Annotated in this window: 18 protein-coding genes and 1 pseudogene; 7 read left to right on the forward strand and 12 right to left on the reverse strand. The window is 64.4% G+C overall.

Annotated elements, in window-relative coordinates; translation table 11 throughout:
* The 6 genes from CF68_RS37530 to CF68_RS25565 all read right to left on the reverse strand — a co-directional run.
* A partial coding sequence (locus CF68_RS37530; RefSeq protein ID WP_063832584.1) for a hypothetical protein occupies nucleotides 1–1,196 on the reverse strand: 1,196 nt, incomplete at its 3' end.
* A 102-nt stretch (nucleotides 1,197–1,298) separates the two neighbouring features.
* Entirely contained in the window at nucleotides 1,299–2,471 is a 1,173-nt protein-coding gene (locus CF68_RS25545; protein ID WP_035824303.1) for an ABC transporter substrate-binding protein, read from the reverse strand.
* A 211-nt stretch (nucleotides 2,472–2,682) separates the two neighbouring features.
* Nucleotides 2,683–3,390 carry an ABC transporter ATP-binding protein gene (locus tag CF68_RS25550; protein ID WP_010812719.1) on the reverse strand — a complete coding sequence of 236 codons (708 nt, stop codon included), beginning with the start codon at nucleotides 3,388–3,390 and terminating at the stop codon, nucleotides 2,683–2,685.
* Nucleotides 3,377–4,141, reverse strand: a complete 765-nt coding sequence (locus CF68_RS25555) for an ABC transporter ATP-binding protein (protein ID WP_035824305.1) — start codon at nucleotides 4,139–4,141, stop codon at nucleotides 3,377–3,379. Before CF68_RS25555 ends, CF68_RS25550 begins: the two co-directional genes overlap by 14 nt.
* Nucleotides 4,134–5,165, reverse strand: a complete 1,032-nt coding sequence (locus CF68_RS25560) for a branched-chain amino acid ABC transporter permease (RefSeq protein ID WP_035824310.1) — start codon at nucleotides 5,163–5,165, stop codon at nucleotides 4,134–4,136. Before CF68_RS25560 ends, CF68_RS25555 begins: the two co-directional genes overlap by 8 nt.
* A 13-nt stretch (nucleotides 5,166–5,178) precedes the next feature.
* Nucleotides 5,179–6,042 carry a branched-chain amino acid ABC transporter permease gene (locus CF68_RS25565; RefSeq protein ID WP_013953621.1) on the reverse strand — a complete coding sequence of 288 codons (864 nt, stop codon included), beginning with the start codon at nucleotides 6,040–6,042 and terminating at the stop codon, nucleotides 5,179–5,181.
* 565 nt (nucleotides 6,043–6,607) lie between these two features.
* On the opposite strand from CF68_RS25565, the gene CF68_RS37235 reads away from it, so the two are divergent.
* Nucleotides 6,608–7,858: a hypothetical protein gene (locus CF68_RS37235; protein WP_152548547.1), complete on the forward strand. Its 1,251-nt coding sequence runs from the start codon at nucleotides 6,608–6,610 to the stop codon at nucleotides 7,856–7,858.
* A gap of 121 nt (nucleotides 7,859–7,979) precedes the next feature.
* Here the strand turns inward: CF68_RS37235 and CF68_RS25570 are convergent, their stop codons facing one another.
* Together CF68_RS25570 and CF68_RS25575 are read right to left on the reverse strand one after the other, a co-directional pair.
* Entirely contained in the window at nucleotides 7,980–9,380 is a 1,401-nt protein-coding gene (locus CF68_RS25570) for a hypothetical protein (RefSeq protein ID WP_152548548.1), read from the reverse strand.
* A gap of 419 nt (nucleotides 9,381–9,799) precedes the next feature.
* Nucleotides 9,800–10,723, reverse strand: coding sequence for a LysR family transcriptional regulator (locus CF68_RS25575; RefSeq protein WP_051591682.1), 924 nt, complete (start codon nucleotides 10,721–10,723; stop codon nucleotides 9,800–9,802).
* Nucleotides 10,724–10,831: 108 nt separating this feature from the next.
* On the opposite strand from CF68_RS25575, the gene add reads away from it, so the two are divergent.
* The 3 genes from add to CF68_RS25590 all read left to right on the forward strand — a co-directional run bounded on the left by add (nucleotide 10,832) and on the right by CF68_RS25590 (nucleotide 14,164).
* Nucleotides 10,832–11,896: an adenosine deaminase gene (gene add / locus CF68_RS25580; protein ID WP_035824313.1), complete on the forward strand. Its 1,065-nt coding sequence runs from the start codon at nucleotides 10,832–10,834 to the stop codon at nucleotides 11,894–11,896.
* A gap of 84 nt (nucleotides 11,897–11,980) precedes the next feature.
* Nucleotides 11,981–12,988, forward strand: a complete 1,008-nt coding sequence (locus tag CF68_RS25585; RefSeq protein ID WP_035824314.1) for a tripartite tricarboxylate transporter substrate binding protein — start codon at nucleotides 11,981–11,983, stop codon at nucleotides 12,986–12,988.
* 75 nt (nucleotides 12,989–13,063) lie between these two features.
* The gene (locus tag CF68_RS25590) at nucleotides 13,064–14,164 is read left to right on the forward strand and encodes a porin (RefSeq protein ID WP_051591683.1); all 1,101 of its coding nucleotides are present in this window, start codon (nucleotides 13,064–13,066) and stop codon (nucleotides 14,162–14,164) included.
* A gap of 73 nt (nucleotides 14,165–14,237) precedes the next feature.
* Here CF68_RS25590 and CF68_RS25595 read toward each other — a convergent pair whose 3' ends face one another.
* Nucleotides 14,238–15,005, reverse strand: coding sequence for a ParA family protein (locus CF68_RS25595; RefSeq protein ID WP_010812729.1), 768 nt, complete (start codon nucleotides 15,003–15,005; stop codon nucleotides 14,238–14,240).
* Nucleotides 15,006–15,267: 262 nt separating this feature from the next.
* On the opposite strand from CF68_RS25595, the gene CF68_RS25600 reads away from it, so the two are divergent.
* The 3 genes from CF68_RS25600 to CF68_RS25610 all read left to right on the forward strand — a co-directional run bounded on the left by CF68_RS25600 (nucleotide 15,268) and on the right by CF68_RS25610 (nucleotide 19,796).
* Nucleotides 15,268–16,215 carry a pseudouridine-5'-phosphate glycosidase gene (locus CF68_RS25600; protein ID WP_035824370.1) on the forward strand — a complete coding sequence of 316 codons (948 nt, stop codon included), beginning with the start codon at nucleotides 15,268–15,270 and terminating at the stop codon, nucleotides 16,213–16,215.
* Between the two features lie 167 nt (nucleotides 16,216–16,382).
* Nucleotides 16,383–16,721, forward strand: coding sequence for a hypothetical protein (locus CF68_RS25605; RefSeq protein WP_035824317.1), 339 nt, complete (start codon nucleotides 16,383–16,385; stop codon nucleotides 16,719–16,721).
* Between the two features lie 1,014 nt (nucleotides 16,722–17,735).
* Nucleotides 17,736–19,796, forward strand: coding sequence for a penicillin-binding protein 1A (locus CF68_RS25610; RefSeq protein ID WP_369798906.1), 2,061 nt, complete (start codon nucleotides 17,736–17,738; stop codon nucleotides 19,794–19,796).
* Nucleotides 19,797–19,908: 112 nt separating this feature from the next.
* Here the strand turns inward: CF68_RS25610 and CF68_RS25615 are convergent.
* From CF68_RS25615 to CF68_RS25625, 3 genes and pseudogenes are all read right to left on the reverse strand, one after another.
* Nucleotides 19,909–20,350 (reverse strand): annotated as a pseudogene (locus CF68_RS25615) (hypothetical protein).
* Between the two features lie 212 nt (nucleotides 20,351–20,562).
* Nucleotides 20,563–20,766 carry a cold-shock protein gene (locus CF68_RS25620; protein WP_035824323.1) on the reverse strand — a complete coding sequence of 68 codons (204 nt, stop codon included), beginning with the start codon at nucleotides 20,764–20,766 and terminating at the stop codon, nucleotides 20,563–20,565.
* A 249-nt stretch (nucleotides 20,767–21,015) separates the two neighbouring features.
* Entirely contained in the window at nucleotides 21,016–21,390 is a 375-nt protein-coding gene (locus CF68_RS25625) for a hypothetical protein (RefSeq protein WP_010812735.1), read from the reverse strand.
* Nucleotides 21,391–21,889: the final 499 nt, after the last annotated feature.

Raw genomic sequence — 21,889 nt, forward strand, 5'->3', positions numbered from 1 at the left:
CGCGCGACCAGGCATCGCCGCAGCCGCGCGCCGGCCGCGGCGATGCCGATGGCCCCGCGCGTGGCGATCGCAACTATTCGAACGCCCCGGGCGAACCCTGGCGCGGCAACGGCCGCGGCCAGAGCAGCCGGCCCGACGAAGCCCGCGGCTTTGTTGGCCAGCCGGGCGGACCGGCCGACGCGCAACGGCAGGCGCAGGGCATGCAGCGCGAACAGCAGCAGGCTTTGCAGCGCCAGCAGATGGAGCAGCAGCGGGAACAGCAGCGCGCGCTGCGCGAGCAGCAGCGGCAGGGACCTGATCTGCAGCGGCAACAGCAGGAGGCCCAGCAACGCGACGCCCAGCAACGCCAGTGGCAGGACCAGGCCCGCGACCAGCAACGCCAGCAGGATCAGCAGCGCATGCAGCAGCGCCAGTGGGCGGATGGGCAGGACCGTCCCGATCCGGCGCGGCAATCGCAGGAAATGCAGCGGCAGCGCTTTGAGCAGCAACGGCAAATGCAGGAAGCCCAGCAACAGCGCCAGATGCAGGACGGCCAGCAGCAACGGCAGATGCAGGAATCGCGGCAGCGCCAGGCGCAAGACGCCCAGCGCCAGCAGATGGAGCAGCAGCGCCAGTCCGAAGCCCAGCAGCAACGGCAGATGCAGGAATCGCGGCAACGCCAGGCGCAGGACATCCAACGCCAGCAGATGGAGCAGCAGCGTCAGTCCGAAGCCCAGCAACGCCAGGCCGCCGACCAGCAGCGCCAGCAGGTGGAGCGCCAGCGCCAGATGGCCGAGCAGCAGCGGCAGGGCCAGGAGATGCAGCGCCAGCGTTTCGAGCAGCAGCGGCAAATGCAGGAGGCCCAGCAGCGGCAGGCCGAGGCGGCCCAGCGCCAGCAGATGGCACAGCAGCGGCAGATGCAGGAGCAGCAACGCCAGGTGCAGGAGCAGCAACGGCAGCAGGCTATGCAGCGCCAGCAAGCGGAACAGCAGCAGCGTCACGTGCAGGAGCAGCAGCGTGCCGCGCAGGAGCAGCAGCGTGCGATGCAAGAGCAGCAGCGGCACCAGCAGGACCAGCAACGGCAGATGCAGGAGCGCCAGCGGCAGCAGATGGAGCAGCAGCGCCAGCAGCAGCAACAGCAGCAACAGCGCGCCCAGAACTAACGCGGCCAGATGGAGGCGCGCAACGGGCGCGACGGCGATCGCCGGCAGTAGCACGGCCCGCTTGACGGAGCCCGGAAGGCAGAAACCCCGGCAGGCCTCGCGGCCTGCCGGGGTTTCTGCTTGCGCGGCGCCGCGCGGGCGGCGCCCCAGCGTGGCTTACTTCGCCAGCTCCGACAGCCGGACCTGCGAAATCTTGCCGTTCTGCACCCAGCCGACGATGGTGTCGGCCATCGAACCGCCCTTGGCGTCGATGCCGTCGACTTCGTTGGGGTTGACCTCCTTGGCCAGGCCCTTGACCGCGTCGGGCATCTTCGCCCGGATCGCTGCCGCGTCGCTGGTGGTGCCGGCCAGCTTCATCGCACCGGCCAGCGCGTACACCATGGTGTAGTTCAGCGACATCTCGGTGGTGGCATCGCGCCCGTCATGCAGCTTCTTGTACTTGGCGTTGAAGTTCTGCGCGGCGGGGCGGCTGTCGTTGACCAGCGGCAGCACGCCGATGGAACCCTCCAGCATGCCCAGGCCGTTGGTGACCTTGGCCATCTCGTCCATCTTGGCCTGGTCCATCACGATAAAGCCGCCCTTGAAGCCCAGTTCGCGCGCCTGCTTGACCACCAGTGCGGTCGGCTCCGACGGGCCGCCGACGAACATCACGTCCGGCTTCTCGCTCATCGCGCGCGACACGCCGCTGTAGAAGTCCGTGGCCTTGGTGTACGACATCGGGTTGTTGGCCACCACCTTGCCGCCGGCCGATTCCCACGCCGGCACGAAGGCCTGCACCCAGGCCTTGGCGTAGTCGTGGTCGGCCGGGGCCAGCGCCACGTTCTTGCCGTAGCGCTTCATCTGTGCCTTGACGAAGGGCTCGATATAGCCGGTGTACGCGGGCGGGATGCGGATGGTCAGCTTGTTGCCGGCGTCGGTGATGCGCGGCACGCTGGAGTAGGCCATCACCAGGAACTTCTCCTGCTCATTGAAGGCCTGCAGCGCGAAGATGCCGCCCGAATGCGGGACGAACACCGCAGGGGTCTTGTGCTGCTGCACCAGGCGGCGGCCGTTGATGGCGGCCTCGGCGGGCGAGTACTTGTCGTCCAGCGCCACCACCTCCAGCTTGACCTTCTTGCCCTTGACTTCCAGGCCGGATGCATTGATCTCGTCCACCGCCATCTGCACGCCCGACAGCACGTTCTTGCCATACAGCGCGGCGCCGCCGGACAGCGGTCCGGTATAGCCGATTTTGACCACTTCCTGTGCCAGCGCGGTGCCAGAGGCCAGCATGGCGGCCATCGCGGTGGCGGCCAGCGGGAAGATACGGCGCATGATGTTGTGTTGCATTGTCTTGTCTCCTGAAAGTACTGCGCTTGTTATGTCTGCTATCCGTTGACGACCGCTCGGTTTGCGCCCCTCTCCCGCTTGCGGGAGAGGGGCAGCGGGTGAGGGCAGGCGCTGGCATACCACAGGCCCGGACTTCGTCATGTACGCCTGGCCCTCACCCCAACCCTCTCCCGCACGCGGGAGAGGGAGCACACAGTCGGTCATTCCGGTGCTACCCCCCGATATACGCCTTCCGAATCCCCTCATCCTTCAGCAACGTATCCCGATCCCCTTCCATCACGATGCGCCCGCTCTCGATCACATAGGCCCGATGCGCGATCCCCAGCGCCGCGTAGGCGTTCTGCTCGGCCAGCAGCACGGTGGTGCCGGCGCGGTTGATGCGCTGGATGATCTCGAACATCTGCTTGACCACCAGCGGCGCCAGCCCCAGCGACGGCTCGTCCAGCAACAGCGCGCGCGGGCGGCTCATCAGCGCGCGGCCCAGCGCCACCATCTGCTGCTGTCCGCCGGACAGCGAGCCGGCCGGGTCGTCCTTCTTCTGCCGCAGGATCGGGAACAGTTCATAGACCTCTTCCAGCGTCTTGCGGATGCCCGCGCCATCGCGCCGGTGCACGTAGGCGCCCAGCACCAGGTTCTTCTCCACGCTCATCGCCGGAAACAGCTTGCGGCCCTCGGGGCAATGCACCAGCCCCGCCTGCACGATCTGTGACGGCTTCATGCCCGACAGCTCGCGCCCGTCAAAGCGCATGCTGCCGCCGCTGATGCGGTGGATCGCGCTCATCGCCAGGAAGATCGAGCTCTTGCCGGCGCCGTTGGCGCCCAGCAGCACCACCAGCTCCCCGGCGCCGGCGTGCAGGGTGATGTTGTCCAGGGCGCGGAAGCTGCCGTACGACAGCGAGACGCGTTCAAGCTGCAACATGGTCGGCTCCCAGGTAGGCCTCGATGACATGCGGATCCTGCTGGATCTGCGCGGGCGTGCCTTCGGCAATCTTCTCGCCGTAGTTCAGCACCATGATCTTGTCGGCGAGGCGCATGATCATGTCCATCTTGTGTTCGATCAGGCAGACGGTCTTGCCATGGCGCACCATCTTGCGGATCAGCTCGGCCAGGCCCACGGTCTCTTCCGGGTTGACGCCGCCGGCGGGTTCGTCGAGCAGCAGCAGTTCCGGGTCGGTCGCCAGTGCCAGCGCAAAGGCCACGCGCTTGCGCGCCTCTTGCGTGATATCGGCGGCCACCTCGTGCGCCAGGTGCGACAGGCCGACGAAGTCCAGCGCGGCTTCGGCCTTGTCGCGGCACAAACGCTCTTCTTCACGCAGGCGGCGCGTGTTGAACAGCACGTCGCGCAGGCCGGAGTGGGTGCGCAGGCGGTGGCCGACGATCAGGTTGTCGAGCACCGTGGCGCGGTCGAACAGCGCGGTGGCCTGGAAGGTGCGGGCCACGCCCAGGCGCGCGATCTGGTCGGCGCGCAGGCCGGCCACGTCCTGGCCCTTGAACAGGATCTGGCCGGAGCTGGGCGCATGCGTGCCCGCTACCAGGTTGAAGAAGGTGGTCTTGCCGGCGCCGTTGGGGCCGATGATGGCGTTGATATGGCCTGGCTCGAAGGTCACCGAGACATCGTGCACCGCGGTCAGGCCGCCGAATTTCTTGGTCAGGTTGCGGATCTCAAGCATGGTCGGCTCCGGCGCGGGTGGTCGGGACAGGGGCGGCGGGTTGTGCAGGGGGCTGCGCCGCCAGCTTGCCGCGCCGTTCGGCCGCGGCCTTGCGTGCCTGCTTCTTCAGCCAGGAACCCACGATGCCGTCCGGCACGAAGATGATCAGCAGGATCAGCACCGGGCCGAACACCAGCATGCGGTAGTCCTGCATGAACTGCAGCGACTGCGTGATCCACGGCACCAGCACCGCGCCCAGCAGCGGCCCGAAGATGGTGCCGATGCCGCCCACCAGCATCGACATCACCATGTCGAAGGTCAGGTCGGTGCGCGCGATATCCGGCCCCAGGAAGCGCACCTGCCCGGCGTACAGCGCACCGGCAAAGCCGGCGTAGCCCACCGACAGCACGAACGACAACACCTTGGTGCGCATCAGGTTGATGCCCAGCGCCTCGGCCAGGGCGTCGCTGTTGCGCACCGCCATGAAACTGCGGCCCAGCAGCGAGGTGACGATGCGGTGCATCAGGAAGGTGCCGACCGCCAGGAAGAACAGCACCAGGTAGTACTGCGCCTGCACGCTGTCAAAGCTGAGCGGCGCGATCGCCGCCGGCACCGGGATGCCGATCAGGCCCACCGTGCCATGCGTCAGGCTTTCCCACTTCTCGATCAGCAGGTAGATGATGTAGCCCACGCACATGGTGAAGATCGAGAAGTAATGGCCCTTCAGGCGCAGCGACACCACGCCGACCACATAGCCCAGCACCATGCAGACCACCCCGGCCAGCACGAAGGCCAGCCAGAATGGCACCTGGTGGTCCACCGTCAGGATGCCCAGCGTATAGGCGCCGATGGCCATGAAGCCGCCATGGGCCAGGTTCAGCTGCCCGGTGTAGCCGGTGATCAGGTTCAGCCCGAGCGTGGCGATGGCGTAGATGAAGGCCAGCGTCATCACGGTCAGGTAGTAGCTGTTGGGCGTGATCAGCGGGAAGGCGATGGCCAGCGCCAGCAGCAGCGTCCAGCCGGTTTTTCCTTGCAGTGCTTTCATTGTGTTGTGCTCCTCAGGCCGTCTTGCCGGCAAACAGGCCCTGCGGCCGGATCGACAGGATCACCACCAGCAGCACGAAGGCGATGATGTCCTTGTAGTCGGTGGAAACGTAGAAGCCGCCGAAGCTCTCGGCCATGCCGATGATCAGCCCGCCGACGATGGCGCCGGGGATGCTGCCCATGCCGCCCAGGATGATGATGACGAAGGCCTTGGTGATCACCAGGTTGCCCATGCTGGGGTAGACCAGGTTGATCGGGGCGTAGAGCGTGGCGGCGATTGCGGCCAGCGCGCCGGAGATGGCAAACACCAGCAGCGTCACGCGGGTGGCGTCGATGCCGACCAGCGCGGCGCCTTCGCGGTTCTGCGCCATGGCCATGATGGTGGCGCCGGTCATGGTGCGCGTCAGGAACAGGTGCAGCAGCACCATCAGCGCAAAGGCGGCGCCGATGATCAGCAGGCGCTGCAGCGGCGCGGTCAGCCCGAACACGTCGACGATCTGGCCATAGGGCGTGGGCATGCGGTGGAAGTCCGCGCCCCACAGCGCCTGCGCGCCGGCTTCCAGGAACAGCAGGATGCCGATCGCGGCGATCATGTCGTGCAGCTCGGGCGAGTTGCGCAGCGGGTGGAACACCAGCCGGTCGGCGGCCATCGACAATACGGCCACCGCCAGCGCCGCGCCCAGCATCGCCAGCCAGTAGTTCACGCCCAGCGATGTCATCAGGAAGTACGACACATAGGCGCCGGCCATGTAGAAGGCGCCGTGCGCGAAGTTGGGCACGTGCAGGATGCCGTAGACCAGCGTCAGGCCAAGCGCCACCAGGCTGTAGACGCCTCCCAGCGTCAGGCCGTTCAGGAACTGTTGAAGGAACAATGCCACAGGGGTACCTCGTGCGGTTCGGGAAACCAGGCACGCAGCGGCAAAGGCCGTGCGTGTTCCGTCGCGGCGGCGCCAGGCGCGGCCACGGTCAGGAAGTCGGGGGTGGAACTCAGGCGGGCGGCAGCGCCGGCTCGCGCGCGGCGATGCGCGGACGGGATGGCCTGGCCCAGGGCGCGCCGTGGCGGTCACGGTGCGGGTGCGCAGATGCGTGTTGCAGGTGCTGCATGGTTGTCTCCTGTGCGATGCGGCGCGCTGGCCGCCCGGCAAGCCGGGGCACTGGCCGCGTCAGCATGGACGGCGGCGTTGCGACCCGGTGACGAGGTGTCGGGAGTATTCCCGCACGATCGTTCGTTTTCACCGACTGTTGCATAGGCTTCGAGGCACCGTCAAGGAAAGCGGCGGAGTATTCCGCACCGCGAAATGGCAATCGGCGCGTCTCCGGGTAAGCCCGGGGGGCTTGTCCCGCCATCATCGACAAGGCCGATGACCCCTATGCGTTCCCTGCATGGACAGCAGCCCTCGATCCCTTTGTTGCTGACTTCATTGATGCGACTGCGGATTGCCTGTGCTCAGCACATCCTGCGTTCTTTTTGATAGCATCGCGCAGGCTTTTTTCTGCTCTGGCGGTCGCCTCGTCGGCTTCCTTTATCGCGTGGGCGCGGGTGTAAAAATTCTAAAAATCAAGAGGAAGGACAGTTCAATGAAGAGGCTCATAACGGCAATTTGCAGTTGCCTGCTGCTCGCTGCATGCGGAGGCATGCACGTGCGGCCTCCCGCCGACTATGTGTTGGCGGGTGCGCCAGCGCCTTCCAGCAATCTCGTGAGGGTGGCTTTCGACCAGCTTGGGGATGTTTATCCCCGAGACGCTTCCAGCGTTCCCTGGCCGCAACGGGCGCCGGGCGTGAATTCTCGCTTTGCACTGAGCGACATTCTTGAACATGGCGATCACGGTCGGCGACTGTACGGTCCAGAGCAACGGCGGGAAGCGGAAGATGCCGTTGTTGCAGCGCTCAATTCGAAGCTTGCCGCTGGCGACACGCTCCTGGTGCTGGTGCATGGCTTCAATGAGGACTTCGAATCCGCGCAACGGTTGTACAGCGTTTCCCGTAACCTACTTGGAAATGAGAAGCCGGCGGTTATTCTTGAGGTCTACTGGGACGGCCTTCGAACGCGCAACCCAGAGATCATGACGGAGCAAACGCGACTTACCTTCTGGCCGGATGCGCTTCTGAGCTCCAACTATGCTGGCCAGAGGGGTTTGCGGCCCATCTTGAATCGGCTTTCGAAGCCTGTCGATCTCCGCTTTCTTGTGCACTCCCGGGGCACGGCTGTGGCCCTCTCAGCAGTGGCCGACCCTGTCTATGAGGGCAATTTCGGAAACGATCCGGAGGGTCGTGTCCGACCGCTGGACAACCCGAACATTGGTAGCATTAAGATCGCAGCATTTGCGCCGGCAGTGGGGAGCGGACATGTTGGCCAAGCCATCTATGACAAGTGGGGAAATCACCCCGTTGATCTGGCTTTCACAGTAAATCCTTGGGACCTGGCACTCTCAAAGCTCTTTGTCTTTCATGACACTTTTTGGGGTGACACAAGTCTAGGCACATCCGAACATTTCGTCCGAGCTCGGATGGAGGAGCATTTCGCGCGTCTCCGCCTCATCCCTGTCAGATTCCCCAATAAAATCGCTCATGGTCTGGACAAATACGTTGAGGGAGACCCCAGCGCAGCTACCTGCATCATTCGATTTGCAGGCCTGACATCGTCCGAATGCCCGTCGAGCGTTGAAATCATTCATTTGCGTGATGGGCAGTGACGGCTCTCAGGCTTACGCAGGCGGCTATCCATCGTTAACTTTGTTTTCGGCTGCGGGTTAGACTCGACCCGCAACTGCGGGGAGGCAAGGAGTCCTCCCTTCCTGCTTGCCGCGCGCGGCATCACTCCGTCAGGCGCAATGTGACCGTGCGTGGTGACGCGTCGACGGATGCCAATGCGGCCAAATTGGCGGGACAATTCTGGAGCCGCGACCACATCACGCCTTCGGCGGTTTTGCGTACGCCGACGGCAACTGCTGTTTGTATGGAAGTGGCTAGCGCCTCATTGTTGATCGAGAACAGCCAGCCACCTCGAATCGCAATGCCAACGGCTGCAAACGTGCCAGCCTCGGCGCGGTCGCCGATATTGTCCACTTGCTTGAGCTTGTCAGTGTTGTCCTTGCCTGCACACATGGAAGCGGAGGCCCTGCACAGGGACGAATTTTTTGCCCCAGGGACGCGGATGCGGTCGTCACCCGTCGCCTCTAACAGGACACGCACCAAGTCAGAAACCACCGCATTGGGGTCGAGCTTGTTTGTTGAAACCTTTTTGTCCCCCGCCAGATCGACCGTGGCGGCCATACCTGGAAATCCATAGCTCTTGCCCGCACGACTCACAAACGTCTGCTCGCCCAGTACGCCCAGGATCCGGCAGGGGGTGACCTTACCTTCCTCCTGGCACAGCCGCTGTCCGAGGTCCTTGGCAAGCTGGTCGATCTGGGCATCCGCAGCCGTCAAGACCGTCTCGTCCTTAATCGACTTCTTGAGCTTGTCAAGGAGCTTGGACTTCAGCTCGGGGTAGTCAAAATCGAGTGTGACGATTTTCCCATTCCGGAAGTAATCCGACACATAGCGCGCCACGAGGAGCCGCAGTGTCACCTGAGCGGCATCTTGCGCCTGCGTAGTAGTTGTTATTTGGTTGAGTCCATAGGTCTTCGCGTAGTGGCCCAACGCTTGCGCTGCCGCACCGACCCACCCTTCGCCGCTGGTGGCGAACGATACGTCCTGAATCATCCCGGTCCATTCACGGCGGCTGATGGTAATTTCGCCGCCGCCAAATTTCGACGAGGTAACCGCAGGGTCCGCTGGCGCCAGGTCTCGAAACTGCGTCGAAGTCAGTACCTGATTGGCGCGATCCACTGCATCAGGCGCAAGAGCGTCGAGATTGACCTCGATGCCGCTCGGATCAATCCCGAGTCGTGCGAACAGCCCTTGTGAAAAGCCCGTGACATGATCATCGTATGCTGCAGCTGACGCCGGCACAGCGCTTCCGGAAGTGGCGGACGCCAGGATACTCAGCCCGAGTTGCAGATCAGTGCGATTGCGCTGGTTGCCCGACAAGCTGGCATTCACTGCGACCGGCGGCATAGTCGTTGGAGACAGGGCGTATTCAGCTTTCGCACGTGCACAAGCGCTGACAGGCGAGCCAATGACTACCGTCGTGCCTGTGTCTGCGATCTTCTTGTTGAAGTCGCCAGCCGTGATACATCCGCCGAGTGATGGCAACACCGTCGCGAAAAGCACACCCCTAAAGCATTTCCTCATAGCCATTGTTCCATCGACGAACCGTCGGAGTTGAATAGGATGCCGGGATGTTTAGGGCGGCGGAGAGAACTGTCCGCCCGCCAACTACCTGGCCGACTGCACCTAAGCGACATAAGTCAGCCACGCGGGCAGTTCATTGGATGGCTTCCGTCGTGTTTTTCACATGCTCTGGGGCTGGACGGGCAGGAATATTCCTGACAAGGCAACCACGCCGCGAGTACTACGACGCAATCGGTGAAACTGTTCGTGCGTGACGCGTTGCGCGAGAGTGCGCGATGCATTTGGTCCCCGGAGGGAGTTGCTGAAGGCTACTGCAAGAGTTCAATACCGCAAATCCCCCCAAGAAGGGGGATCTGACACCTTGATCTTTTCCGGCCTGGCGACGGCACGGGCGCCGCTCAGCAGCGGATCGCGCCGGACAGGAAGCGGAAGCAGTCGGCGGCCGCCGGCATCCTGGGCGCCGGTTCCTTGCGCATCATCAACGCCACGCGGCGCTTGAAGCTGGGGCTGCCCAGGGGCACGGCACGCAGCGCCGCATCGTTGATGCCCTGGGCGTATAGCCGGGACAGCAGACCGACCGCGAGCCCCGCGCGCACCAGGCTGTAGAGCGATTCGCTGTACTGCAGCCGGTCCACCGCATGGGCGTGGAAGCCTTGCTGCTGCAGCAGCGCCAGTGCCGACTCATGCGTGGTGCCGTGGCTGAACACGGCCAGCCGCTCGTCCTTCAGTTGTTGCCAGCGCAGCGCGGGCCTGTCGGCAAGTGGATGGTCCCGCGGCAGCAGGGCAACCAGCTGGTCAGTGCCGACATCCGTGGCAGCAATCTCCGGCGCCGGCCGCGTGACCCAGCCCAGGCCAATATCGATCTCGCCGTCGCAGATGGCCTGGAAAAGGGCCTCTCCCAGCATGTCTGAAACCTCCACCCGCACGTCGCCGCGCTCCGTGCGCCAGCGCGCCAGGGCCGGCGCCAGCAAGTGCATGGCGGACGGCACGGCGCCAAGCCGCAGCGGCTGTGACTGTTGCGACAGGATCCGGTGCAGGTCGTCCATGCCGTGGCTGTAGCTGTTGAGCAGCCAGGTGACCACGGGCAGCACGGCCGCCCCGGCATCGGTCAGCGTGACCCGGTGCGTGGTCCGGTCGAAGAGTCGGGTGGCCAGCACCTGCTCCAGGTCGCGGACGCTGGCCGAGAGCGCCGGCTGGGTCAGCGACAGCTCTTCGGCCGCGCGGCTGAAGCTCTTCAGGCGCGCCACCACATGGAAGACCCGCAGCTGCCGCACGGTCAGCTGGCGGGCCAGGAACTCTGCTTGCCGGGTCGGATCGGTCATAAGATGAGTTTATAAAAATCTAAAATTAATCGATTTTATTTGATTTCGATCCTTCCCTAGAATGCGGGCATTCGTCGATTCCAGGCCCGCAAGACGCGGCCCCGCGCCATGACCGAAAACCCGCTGGATACCTTCCTGAGAGCGCTGCCCAAGGTGGAGCTGCACTGCCATCTGTTCGGCTGCGTGCGCCGCGCCACCTTCACCGAGCTGGTGCGGCGGCAGGGCATGCCGTTCTCGGAAGAAGAGATTGAGGGCTTCTACACCCGGGGCGAGAAGCCGGTCGGCGTATTGCGGGTGCTGCGCGCGCTGGACAGCCAGCTTATTCGGCAGCCGGACGATCTCTACCGGCTGGCCTTCGAGTACCTGCAGGACGCGGCGGCCGAAGGCATCCGCTACAGCGAGTTCTTCTGGAACCCCACCGGCACCGTCAGACAGTCCGGCATTCCGTACCGCGCCGCCATGGAAGCCATCGTGCGCGCGATCGTCGATGCCGAGGCAGGGTTTGGCATCGTGGGGCGGCTGGTGCCGTCGATCGACCGCGAAGCCGATCCCGCCGAGGCGGTCGAGATGGTCGACTGGGTCATCGCCGACCGCCGCGACGAGGTGATCGGCATCGGCATCGACTACCGAGAGAATGACCGGCCGCCCGAGCTGTTCGCCGAGGCCTATCGCAAGGCCCGCGCCGCCGGGCTGAAGACCACTGCCCACGCCGGCGAGTTCGGCACGCCCTGGACCAATGTGGCCACCGCGCTGGACCTGCTGCAAGTGGATCGCATCGACCATGGCTACACCGCCATTGACAACCCCGAGTTCGCGCAGCGTTGCGCGGACCGCGGCATCGTCTTCACGGTGGTGCCGACCAATTCCTACTACCTGCGCACGCTGCCGCGCGAGCGCTGGGCGCTCGATCACCCGATCCGCCATATGCCGGGCATGGGCCTGCGTGTGCACCCCAACACCGACGACCCCGTGCTGCACCACGTCACCGCCAGCCAGGCCTGGGGGATGATGGTGCGCGATTTCGGCTTTGGCCTGGACGACCTGCGCGAGTTCATGCTTAACGGGCTGGACGCCGCGTGGATCGACGACAGCACGCGCCGTGCGTGGCGGGCGCAACAGTGCGCCGAGTTCGATGCGCTGCGCGCCAGGCTGTTCGCGGCCCCGGCTGCCTGAGGCTGCAGCCTGGTCCGTTTCCGTTCCCTGTTTTTTCCGTTCTGACCGCTCGGCCCGACCTGACCGATTCTCCTGGAGCCTGCCATGCTTGCTCGTTTTGCCCATTCGCGGTTCCGCCGCCTGCTGACCCGCGCGCTGCTGCCGCTCGCCCTTGCCGTACCCGCCGCGGCCACGGCCGCCGAGGCGGCCTGGCCCGCCGCCAGGCCTATCACCCTGGTAGTGCCATACAGCGCAGGCGGCAGCACCGACGTGATCGCACGCCTGCTCGCGCAGAAGCTGGGCGAGCGGCTGCGCCAGTCCGTGGTGGTGGACAACACCACCGGCGCCGGCGGCGTGATCGGCGTGCGCCGCGCGGTGCAGGCCGCGCCGGACGGCTACACCCTGGTGATGGGCGCGGACAGCTCGATCGCGATCGCACGGCTGGTCAATCCGGCGGCGGTCAAGTACGACGCGCTCAAGGACCTGGAGCCGATCGGCCTGGTCAACACCGCCGCCATGGTGCTGGTGGCCCGCTCGGGCCTGCAGGCCAACACGCTGGACGAGGTGTTGAAGCTGGCGCGCGCCCAGCCGGGCAAGCTGACCTACGCCACCTCCGGCATCGGCACCGTGCTGCACGTGGCGATGGAAATGCTCAAGGCCCAGGCCAAGGTGGATATCACCCACGTGCCATACCGCGGCGCCGCACAGCAGGTGACCGACCTGATGGGGCAGCAGGTGGACCTGGCCATGCTGATCAGCGCCTCGGCCATCCCGAACGTGACGGGCGGCAAGATCAAGGGCATCGCCGTCAGCTCGGCGCGGCGCCTGGAGGCCTTGCCCAAGGTCCCGGCGGTGGCGGAAACGCCCGCCTTCAAGGGCTTCGAGATCAACAGCTGGACCGGCCTGTTCGCGCCGGCGCGCACGCCGGCGCCCATCGTGGAGCGGTTGAACCGCGAGTTGAACGCCATCCTGGCCTCGCCTGAGGTGGCCAGGATCATGAAAGAGCAGGGCGTCACGCCGGGCCATGGCGATGCTGCCGGCTTTGCCGCCTTCATCCAGCGCGAGCAGGGGCGCTACGCCCGGATCGTGGAGAGCGCCGGCATCCGTGAATAGCGTTAGCGGCAGGCGCCCGGCCATTGGCAGCCGGCGCATTGCCGGAATATAAAAGAAGACAAGGGGAGGAGTAAGTTGAAGTTCAAGCGATATGCCATCGGCACCGGACTGATGGCGATGGGGGCCTGTGCGCAGGCGCAGGGGAGCATCCAGTTGTACGGCCTGCTGTCGGGCGGCGTGGCCTATGTCAGCAATGCCGGCGGCCATCCGCTTGTCATGGCTGACAGCGGCAACCTGCAGAGCCCGCGCTGGGGTCTGCGCGGCAAAGAGGACCTGGGCCAGGGCCTGCAGGCCATCTTCCAGCTCGAGTCAGGCTTCAGCCTGAAGACCGGCGCCCTCGGCCAGAACGGCCGCCTGTTCGGCCGCCAGGCCTACGTGGGCATTTCCAGCGCCAGCGCCGGCACCGTCACGCTGGGCCGGCAGTACGACGCCGTGCCCCAGTTCCTGGGCCGGATCGAGACCGCCGGCAACGAGGTCAGCGTGGGCGATATCGACAATGCCTTCAACTCCTTCCGGGTGCAGAACGCCATCACCTACGTGACGCCCGACCTGGGCGGCATGAAGGCAATGGTCATGTATGGAGCGAGCGACAAGGCCGGCGAGATCGCCAACAACCGCGCCTACAGTTTCGGCTTGGACTACGAGCGCAACGGTCTCAAGCTGGCACTGGCCCATACCACCCTGGATAACCCGGGTAGCGCCGACAATACCGGCGGCGCCGTGGTCGGCGACTACGGCACCATGTTCAAGCGCAGCATCGAAACCCCCAGCGCGGGCGTGCGCCGCCAACGCGTGAGCGCCGCGGGTGGCATGTACACCGCCGGCAAGGCCCAGATCGGCGCGTTGGCGACCGACACGCGCCTGAACTATGCCGATGGCAGCGACCTGCGTATCGATAACTACCACCTCAACGTCAACTACCAGGTGGTGCGCAACACCTATCTGGGTGCGGCGTGGCTATATGCCAGCGGCAAATACTCGTCCGGCCAGGCGCCGAAGTGGCAGCAGTTCACGCTGTTCGTGGACCAGTTCCTGTCCAAGCGTACTGACATCTTCCTGATCGGGCGCTACCAGCGTGCTATGGGCGACGCGACTACGGCGGCGATTTTCGGCTACCCGACTTCCGCCGGGCGCGATCAGGTGGTGGTTACCACGGGGATGCGGCATCGGTTCTGACCGGCCGCGAGGACGCTCACGCCGGCAGTGTCATTGCGTGGGGAAATCGATCTCGGCGCGCCCTGGCGATTCTTCAACCAGCCAGCTCGCGGTGCAACGCCACGTATTCCTGCGCCAGCTTGTGGCGCGGATCCAGATGGATCATGGGGGTGGCATGCTGATGCGATTCGCGGATCTTCACCGATGCAGATAGCCGCGATTCAAGTACTGGCAGGCCCTCGCTTACCAGTTCGTCGACCAGCTTCTGCGGCAAGCTGGCTCGCGGCTGGAACTGGTTGATCACGATTCCCTCGACCTGCAGCCCGTCGTTGTGGTCCTGCTGGATTTCCTTCACGTTATCGAGCAGCGTGTAGAGGGCACGGCGCGAGAAGTCATCGCAATCGAACGGGATCAGGCAGCGCTCCACGGCGATCAGTGCGGAGCGGGTGTAGAAATTCAAGGCCGGTGGCGTGTCGATGTAAATGGCGTCATAGACTGCCTCCAGCTCGAGCAAGGCGTCGCGTAGCTTGTAGATCTTGTAGCGGGATTCGAGCTTGCCGTGGAGGGAATCCAGGTCAGGATGCGCCGGCATCACATCGAGGTTCTCGAACGGCGTCGGGTGGACAAAGGACGTAAATTCCACCGGCCTGAAGTTGTAGGTCAGGGAGGTCTCGAAGAAGTTCGCCGCGGTCGGACTTGCCTCCGCGGCCCGCGCGCCAAGCAGGTACTGGGTGGAGTTGCCTTGTGCATCCAGGTCAATGACCAGGGTGCGCAAGCCCTCGCTGGCGCTGATCGCCGCGAGATTGCACACAATGGTCGATTTTCCGACCCCACCCTTCTGATTGAACACGACGCGCCGCATTTGCCCCTCTGGAGAGAATCGATCCGAAAGCGGCAGCATACCTCAGCGTGAGGTTCCCGGCAGCACCCCGCCCGGCTATGACAACGATATTCCAGGCCGTGATGAGGTGGCACCCGCGGGCAGGCGATTCAGTGGGTGCCAGAGTCAGCCGTCCGATTCCTGCTCGCGGTACCATTGGCGCCTTGAGGTGGTCCCGCGCTTGCATCTCATGGACCAGCCTTGTGCTGCACACTATGCGGCTCACGCCACCGAAAGCATCGACATGGTTGCCGACCTTGCCCGTTCCTGGTTGACCTTCAGCGCGCCTGTGGCCGCTGCACAGGCTGCCGGCCGCCCGCTCGTGGCGCTCGAATCCACCATCATCGCCCACGGCATGCCCTACCCGGAGAACGTTCGCACGGCGCGCGAAGTGGAGGCCCTGATCCGCGACCTGGGAGCCGAGCCCGCGACGATCGCGCTGATTGGCGGGCGAATCCGCATCGGGCTTTCGAACGACGAGCTGGAGCTGCTGGGGCGCTCGGAGCGGGCGCACAAGGTGAGCCGCCGCGACCTGCCAGCCGTGCTGGCCGGCGGCGGGCTCGGCGCCACGACCGTGGCCGGCACGATGATATGTGCCGCGCTGGCGGGCATTGAGGTCTTCGTTACCGGCGGGATTGGCGGCGTGCACCGCGGTGCGCAGGAAACCTTCGACATCTCGGCTGACCTGCAGGAACTGGCCAGGACCTCGGTGGTGGTGGTCTGTGCCGGGGCGAAGTCCATCCTGGACATCGGACTCACGCTGGAATACCTGGAAACACACGGTGTGCCGGTGCTCAGTTGTGAGCAAGACAATGTTGCTGCGTTCTACACGCGCGACAGCGGCTTTCGTGCTGACTTCAGGCTGGACGACGCGGCGGAGCAGGCACGCTTCATCCGCACCAAGTGGGACTTGGGCCTGGCGGGCGGTGTGGTGTTGAGCACACCGGTGCCGCAAGCGGCAGCGATGACGTCCGGGGAGATCGACGCGCTGACTCGGCAGGCGCTTGCCGAGGCCAGGGCGCAGGGAATCACCAGCAAGGCCGTGACGCCTTTCCTGCTGGCTCGCATCAAGGCGCTGACGAGCGGACGCAGCCTGGCGACAAACATCGCGCTTGTGAAACACAACGCCGAGGTGGGAGCAAGGCTTGCGCTGGCATTGGCACGCGCGGGGCGCGGGGCGGGGGCAGCCTAGTCATGTGAGCAGGCCGGCATCCGCAGGGTGCGGGCGCGCACCTGGCAAGCTGGGTCTATGCGCCAACGTCGCCTAATCTTGTGTCTTAGCGATCAGCGAGTGGAAAACTCGCCTGAAGTCGCAACGCGTACATTTTCGATCCGGGGCTAGCGGAAGGAGTCATCATCATGCGACTCTCACTAATAGTCAGCGGCGCCATGCTGGCGCTTTCGGCATGTACATTGGAACCGGCCGGAACAGGCGCCTTTACAGTCATGGGGCCGGCCAGCTTCGATCGCACCTTCACCGCAGCAGCCGGGGCCATGCGCGACCAGGGCCTGGCGATCAGCGTCGAGGACCCGGTCAATGGCGTGGTCGTCGGCAGTCTGGATACCACGACGGTGATGGCCGGTGTTCACCAGCAGGCAGACGGCTACGTGCGGGTGGAATTCGACGGCATGGTTGCACACGATCCAGCGTTGATGGCGCGCATTTCGCGCAGCTACAACCGCCGCATGGGCCGCTGAATCGCGTCAGAGGTCAATTCAATGGATGTCCGCTTTCCGGAAGCGGACCCTGACGAGCCACATCACGACCGGCTGTCTGCCCTTCAGAACGCTCGGACGTCGGGGACGCGAGCATGGCTCGGGCAAAGCGCCAGCGCGAAATCCTCCAGATCCTTCTGGGTGTTGCCGTGAGGCTTCCGGACCCGATCCATGGGTTCAACGCGGATTCGCCTTCCCATGTCCGCGCCGTTCAGCGAGCGCGTCGGCGAGTGCTCTCACCCGCAACGGTATGTGGCGATGGCTGGGGGCCTGAGCAACCTCTCCGTCTGGCAGCAGAGCATCGCGCCTGGCGGCCTGCTGGCGTTGGCGCAGGGTATGGGTCCGCTCGGCCAGGTAGGGCAGGTTCGCCGATAGGCATGCCCCTTTAGTCGCCGGCTCTGACGGGCTTGGTAATTGCAGTCGCGACTCCGCGTCGTTCACTTTCTTGGCCGGCCCCGGAGCCCGGGGAAAAGGATCGCGGCGAGCAATAGTCCTCCGCCGGTGAGAATTAGAATGTCCTGCATGCCTTGCGCCTCCCACGAAGATGCCAGATCGAGCGAGCCAATCTTAGGGATTACGCTGTCGCAGTGCTATCCGTCTCTGTCCGACAAGATGTTGGATCGAGCGCAGGATTTCGGATCGCCGACGCGCGCTCGCATGCAATACGCCGCCGGCCGGCATTGATCGCAAAAATGACCGCGAAGCCAGAGGCACAGGCAGCGAACGTGGGCCGTAAGAAACAAATGTAATCGTTTGTTAATGCCGCCCCCGCAGCCCCGTATTGCCAACAGATGCTTCCTTTCGCTTTGGTACGATGCCGCTCTTTCCGCAAAGCGTCCCGCCATCGTGAATCGCCGCTGTATATTGTTTTTTCGTGAGTATTGCGCACGGTGGCTCATCCGCATCCAATCGCTGGCCGCTGCCGGCATCACGATAGCCAGGCGCGTCTTTCCGGGCGCGCTGCGCCGCCTTGGCCACCCGACGCGATGCGGCATCATGCTGACGCTCGCCGCGGTGCCGGCGCTGTTTCTGCTGTACGTGCTGGCGCTCGTGCCGTTTACGCCGGGCATTGGCGACATCCGCAAAGCCCGCATCGACCGCCCAGCGCTGATCGTATCGGCCGACGGCAGAGTGATCGACGAATTCAAACCGGTCAATCGCGAGTGGGTATCGCTCGGGCAGATCTCGCCGTACATGGTCGCTGCATTGATCGCCACCGAAGATCGCCGCTTTTATGAGCATCACGGGATCGACTGGCTGCGTACCGCGTCGGCTGCGCTGCATACGTTCTCCGGCGACCGACAGGGTGGCTCGACGATCACACAGCAGCTTGCGCGCAACCTGTATCCCGACGAAATCGGCCGCGCGCCGACCCTCGCACGCAAGCTCAGGGAAGCGATCACGGCGCTCAAGATCGAAGCCGTGTACAGCAAGGATCAGATCCTTGAGACATACCTGAACAATGTGCCGTTCCTGTACAACGCCTACGGCGTGGAAATGGCCGCACGCACCTATTTCGGCAAATCGGCGCATCAGCTCGATATCCTCGAGAGCGCGACACTCGTCGGCATGCTGAAGGCCAACAGCACCTACAACCCAGTGCTGAATCCCGAGCGCGCATTGGAGCGGCGAAACACCGTGCTAGGGCAGATGAACAAGTACGGGAAGCTCAAGCCCGACGCGTACACCTGGCTGAGGCGGCAACCGCTCAACGTCAATTTCGGGTTGCAGACCGCGCCACGAAGCGCGGCGCCGCATTTTTCCGCGCAACTGCGCAAGTGGCTGATCGCATGGGCCGAGCGCAACGGCTACAACATCTATGCCGACGGGCTTGTCGTGCGCACAACCATAGATTACCGTCTGCAGACGATGGCGGTGCAGGCGATGGACTGGCAGGCGAGCCAGTTGCAATGGATCGCGAACGGGGCATGGAACGAACGCACTGGCTGTTGGCCAGGCAACGACCTGTTCCGGACATTCATCCGGCAAACGCCTGACTATCGTGCAGCACGCGATGCTGGTCAATCGGATCAGGTCGCGCTCAGGAAGCTCGGCATGAATCGCACGTTTGTCCGCGCACTCTGCCGGAGCAAGGCCCAGGTCCAGGCGGGTTTTGTCGCGATCGATCCGCGCAACGGCGATATCAAGGCATGGGTGGGTAGTCGCGATTTCGGTGACGCACCGTTCGATCACGTGCAGCAGGCCCGGCGCCGGCCGGGTTCGACCTTCAAACCGTTCGTCTACGGGGCGGCGTTCGCGGACGGCGCGCGGCCGGGCGATACGATCGTAGACCGGAACGTCGCCATTCCACTGGCCGGCCAGGCGATCTGGCGGCCTACCGATGCGGCGCCGCCCACCGACCGGCCGATGACGCTGCGCGACGCGCTAGTGTATTCGCGCAACCGCGTCACCGCTCAGCTCATGCAAAAGGAAAGCCCCGAGAAGGTCGCACGGCTCGCGCGCGCGATGGGCGTGCGCGACAGTCCCCTCGAAGCGGTGCCGTCGCTCGCGCTCGGCACGAGCCCGGTCACGCTCAAGGAAATGGTATCGGCGTACAGCACGATCGCGAACCGCGGTGCCTATGTCGAACCGCGCATGGTTACCCGGATCGAGGATCACGACGGCAAGGTGCTCGCCGAATTTGCGAGCGCATCGCCGGAACAGGCACTGCCCGCCGCCGCCGCGCAAACGCTCGTCGATGTGATGCGCGACGTCATTATCCGCGGCACCGGCGCAGGCATCCGCACGCGCTTCGGGATTCGCGCCGACGTGGCCGGCAAGACGGGCACCACGCAGGACAACGCGGATGGCTGGTTCATCCTGATGCATCCGCAACTGGTCGCGGGCGCGTGGGTGGGTTTTGACGATGGACGTGTGACGCTCGGTAACGACTGGGGCCAGGGCGCGCATAGCGCGCTGCCGATGGTGGGCGCGTTCTACGACATGGCGCTGCGCGCACGAGTGATCGACCCGGATGTGCGGTTCAGTCCTGAGACCCGGGCTCCTCGCAAGCCCCATGCGCGACAGCATCGGCAATTCCTGTTCTGGAAATTCTGATGTCGTCGCTGGCGGACGCGACATTCGCTTTCGCAGGTGCCGCCGCGCGATGCGGTTAAGAGCGCGATGGGATGGATGCCCAAGTGACGGGCGCCATCGCGCGTCGCCTCACTCAGTCGTCGTGACGATGCTTCTTGTGGCCCTTGTGCTTGCCGCGATTGCCGTTCTTGTGGTCATCGGCATAGTTGTTGCGCGACACATTGCCGCCCAGCGCCGAACCCGCTGCACCACCGGCCGCGGCACCGACGATGCCGCCGGTTCGGCCGCCCACGGCATTGCCTGCCGCCGCGCCGGCACCACCGCCCAGCGCGCCACCCACGATGGCGCCGGTTCGTTCCTTCTTGTTGGCAGTCACCGCGCCGCCCGCGCCGCCGCCCACCGCACCGCCAACCACGGCACCTGTGCTGCCGCCCAGTGCGCCACCGACGGCCGCGCCAGCGGCACCGCCCAGGCCGCCACCCACGGCGTTCTTAAGGTCATCGGCCAGCGCGGGGTGTGGTGGCAGCGGTCAGCAGCAGGGTCAGGCACAGCGTACGAAGTGGTTGTCGAGTCATGTTTTTCCTCATAGGGGGATGGTTGGCGATCCGCCGATGGGGGAGTTTACACGGGGCGGTCTGTCGCGCTGAGCCCGGAATGCTGGGGTCAGTCGATATTGGCGCAGGAAACAGCGACCCCAGGATGGAGGCGCCACGGGCCGGAAAGCAGAAAAGCCCTTCGCAATTCGTGGAGGGCTTTGTCAATTCAGGCCGTCAGGTGGGCAGGTCGACTATAGCGGGCGGATCTTTGACGCCTGTGGGCCTTTCTGACCTTGCGTGACTTCAAATTCCACTTTCGCACCTTCCTCCAGCGATTTGAACCCGGTGCCCTGGATTTCGCTGTGATGCGCAAACAAGTCCTTGCCGCCATCATCCGGCGTGATGAACCCATAGCCCTTTTCACTGTTAAACCACTTCACGATGCCAGTCGCCATCTCGTCCTCGACATTTGGTGCACACAGGTTGCGTGCTGAGAAGCCCCGCCCCAGAATCGCCCCGTCGCCAAAACATGGTTGAATGCGGTACGGCGCGCCGAACCCCTAGCATACCTAAGAGGAGGGCGCGCAGCATCTGCGGGTTAACCTCCGGATTAGAGAGCTGAGGATGAGGCGGGCGAGTCGCGATACGGGCTGAGTGCGCAAATTTCCGACCGCCGAATATGAGGAAGCCCCCTCGATCCAGGCTTACTCAGTCCAGACGGCATCGACGTCCCGCAGCAGGTGCCCGGCCAAGATGTAGTCGCCGGCCTTCATGGCCTTTGTCTCCAAGGCAACCAACTCGTTGGCTGCGAGCTGGTCCAATGCAAACTGGCAGTAAAGGTTCCGTTGCCGGAAGGACACCTTCGGCCGGCTGAGGCCGGCAATGAGCGCCGCGAGGGACTTCACGGCAATGCTTTCGTGTCCGCGATACTCCACCCGTATCCCTACCTTATTACCAAGGCGCCCGAGTTCAATAGCATCTTGCCAACCTGACTCATAGTCGAGCTCGACCAGCGCGACCCCCTCTGCCTCCAGGAGCCTGATAGCTTCCCCTTTGGTTCCAGCCCGAGCCGTTGTCATTTTTGCCTCCACTCACACTATCCCGCGCGCGGGACCCTTGGCTTCAGATTTGGAGTCAAGATCCTGCTTAATTCTGACGTAAGAAAAATCTAAGTCAATATAGAATCGCCCTGTAGTCCTGCTGCCACCACCCGCGCAACCGCTCCGGCGACGCGGGTTTTTTTTGACACAGAGCGGTCCTCATTCGGCCTGACGCTCCCCCCAGCAGCGACATATCGAGCGGACCTCGGCGAGTGGCGCTAATGCAAGCCGTCCGGCCGGTCGGCGAATGGATGCTCCCGAATCTGGATGCATATCATGCTGCGATATTCATTGACCTGCCTCCGCGTACGTTTTGGCGATAGAGAAAATACCGGGGATTACGGCAGACATGCTTCCAATCACATTGAACACAAGGTAGCGAGCAACTAAGATGGACGTTCCGGGTGCGAGAACAAGCGCCCGCCAGCCAGAACCTCGCGTCCGAGACGAAACAAGCGGCCTGTGCAAACCAGGCCGG

It is taken from the genome of Cupriavidus sp. SK-4 (assembly GCF_000611125.1).
Classification (GTDB): domain Bacteria; phylum Pseudomonadota; class Gammaproteobacteria; order Burkholderiales; family Burkholderiaceae; genus Cupriavidus; species Cupriavidus necator.

What these genes read in the sequence shown, in the direction of transcription:
- add (WP_035824313.1), top strand. Translation starts at nt 10,832, where the DNA reads ATGACCGAAAACCCGCTGGATACCTTCCTGAGAGCGCTGCCCAAGGTG.
- CF68_RS25555 (WP_035824305.1), bottom strand. Translation starts at nt 4,141, where the DNA reads ATGCTTGAGATCCGCAACCTGACCAAGAAATTCGGCGGCCTGACCGCG.
- CF68_RS25585 (WP_035824314.1), top strand. Translation starts at nt 11,981, where the DNA reads ATGCTTGCTCGTTTTGCCCATTCGCGGTTCCGCCGCCTGCTGACCCGC.
- CF68_RS25595 (WP_010812729.1), bottom strand. Translation starts at nt 15,005, where the DNA reads ATGCGGCGCGTCGTGTTCAATCAGAAGGGTGGGGTCGGAAAATCGACC.
- CF68_RS25575 (WP_051591682.1), bottom strand. Translation starts at nt 10,723, where the DNA reads ATGACCGATCCGACCCGGCAAGCAGAGTTCCTGGCCCGCCAGCTGACC.
- CF68_RS25625 (WP_010812735.1), bottom strand. Translation starts at nt 21,390, where the DNA reads ATGACAACGGCTCGGGCTGGAACCAAAGGGGAAGCTATCAGGCTCCTG.
- CF68_RS25610 (WP_369798906.1), top strand. Translation starts at nt 17,736, where the DNA reads ATGCTGACGCTCGCCGCGGTGCCGGCGCTGTTTCTGCTGTACGTGCTG.
- CF68_RS25605 (WP_035824317.1), top strand. Translation starts at nt 16,383, where the DNA reads ATGCGACTCTCACTAATAGTCAGCGGCGCCATGCTGGCGCTTTCGGCA.
- CF68_RS25545 (WP_035824303.1), bottom strand. Translation starts at nt 2,471, where the DNA reads ATGCAACACAACATCATGCGCCGTATCTTCCCGCTGGCCGCCACCGCG.
- CF68_RS25550 (WP_010812719.1), bottom strand. Translation starts at nt 3,390, where the DNA reads ATGTTGCAGCTTGAACGCGTCTCGCTGTCGTACGGCAGCTTCCGCGCC.
- CF68_RS25560 (WP_035824310.1), bottom strand. Translation starts at nt 5,165, where the DNA reads ATGAAAGCACTGCAAGGAAAAACCGGCTGGACGCTGCTGCTGGCGCTG.
- CF68_RS25600 (WP_035824370.1), top strand. Translation starts at nt 15,268, where the DNA reads ATGGTTGCCGACCTTGCCCGTTCCTGGTTGACCTTCAGCGCGCCTGTG.
- CF68_RS25620 (WP_035824323.1), bottom strand. Translation starts at nt 20,766, where the DNA reads ATGGCGACTGGCATCGTGAAGTGGTTTAACAGTGAAAAGGGCTATGGG.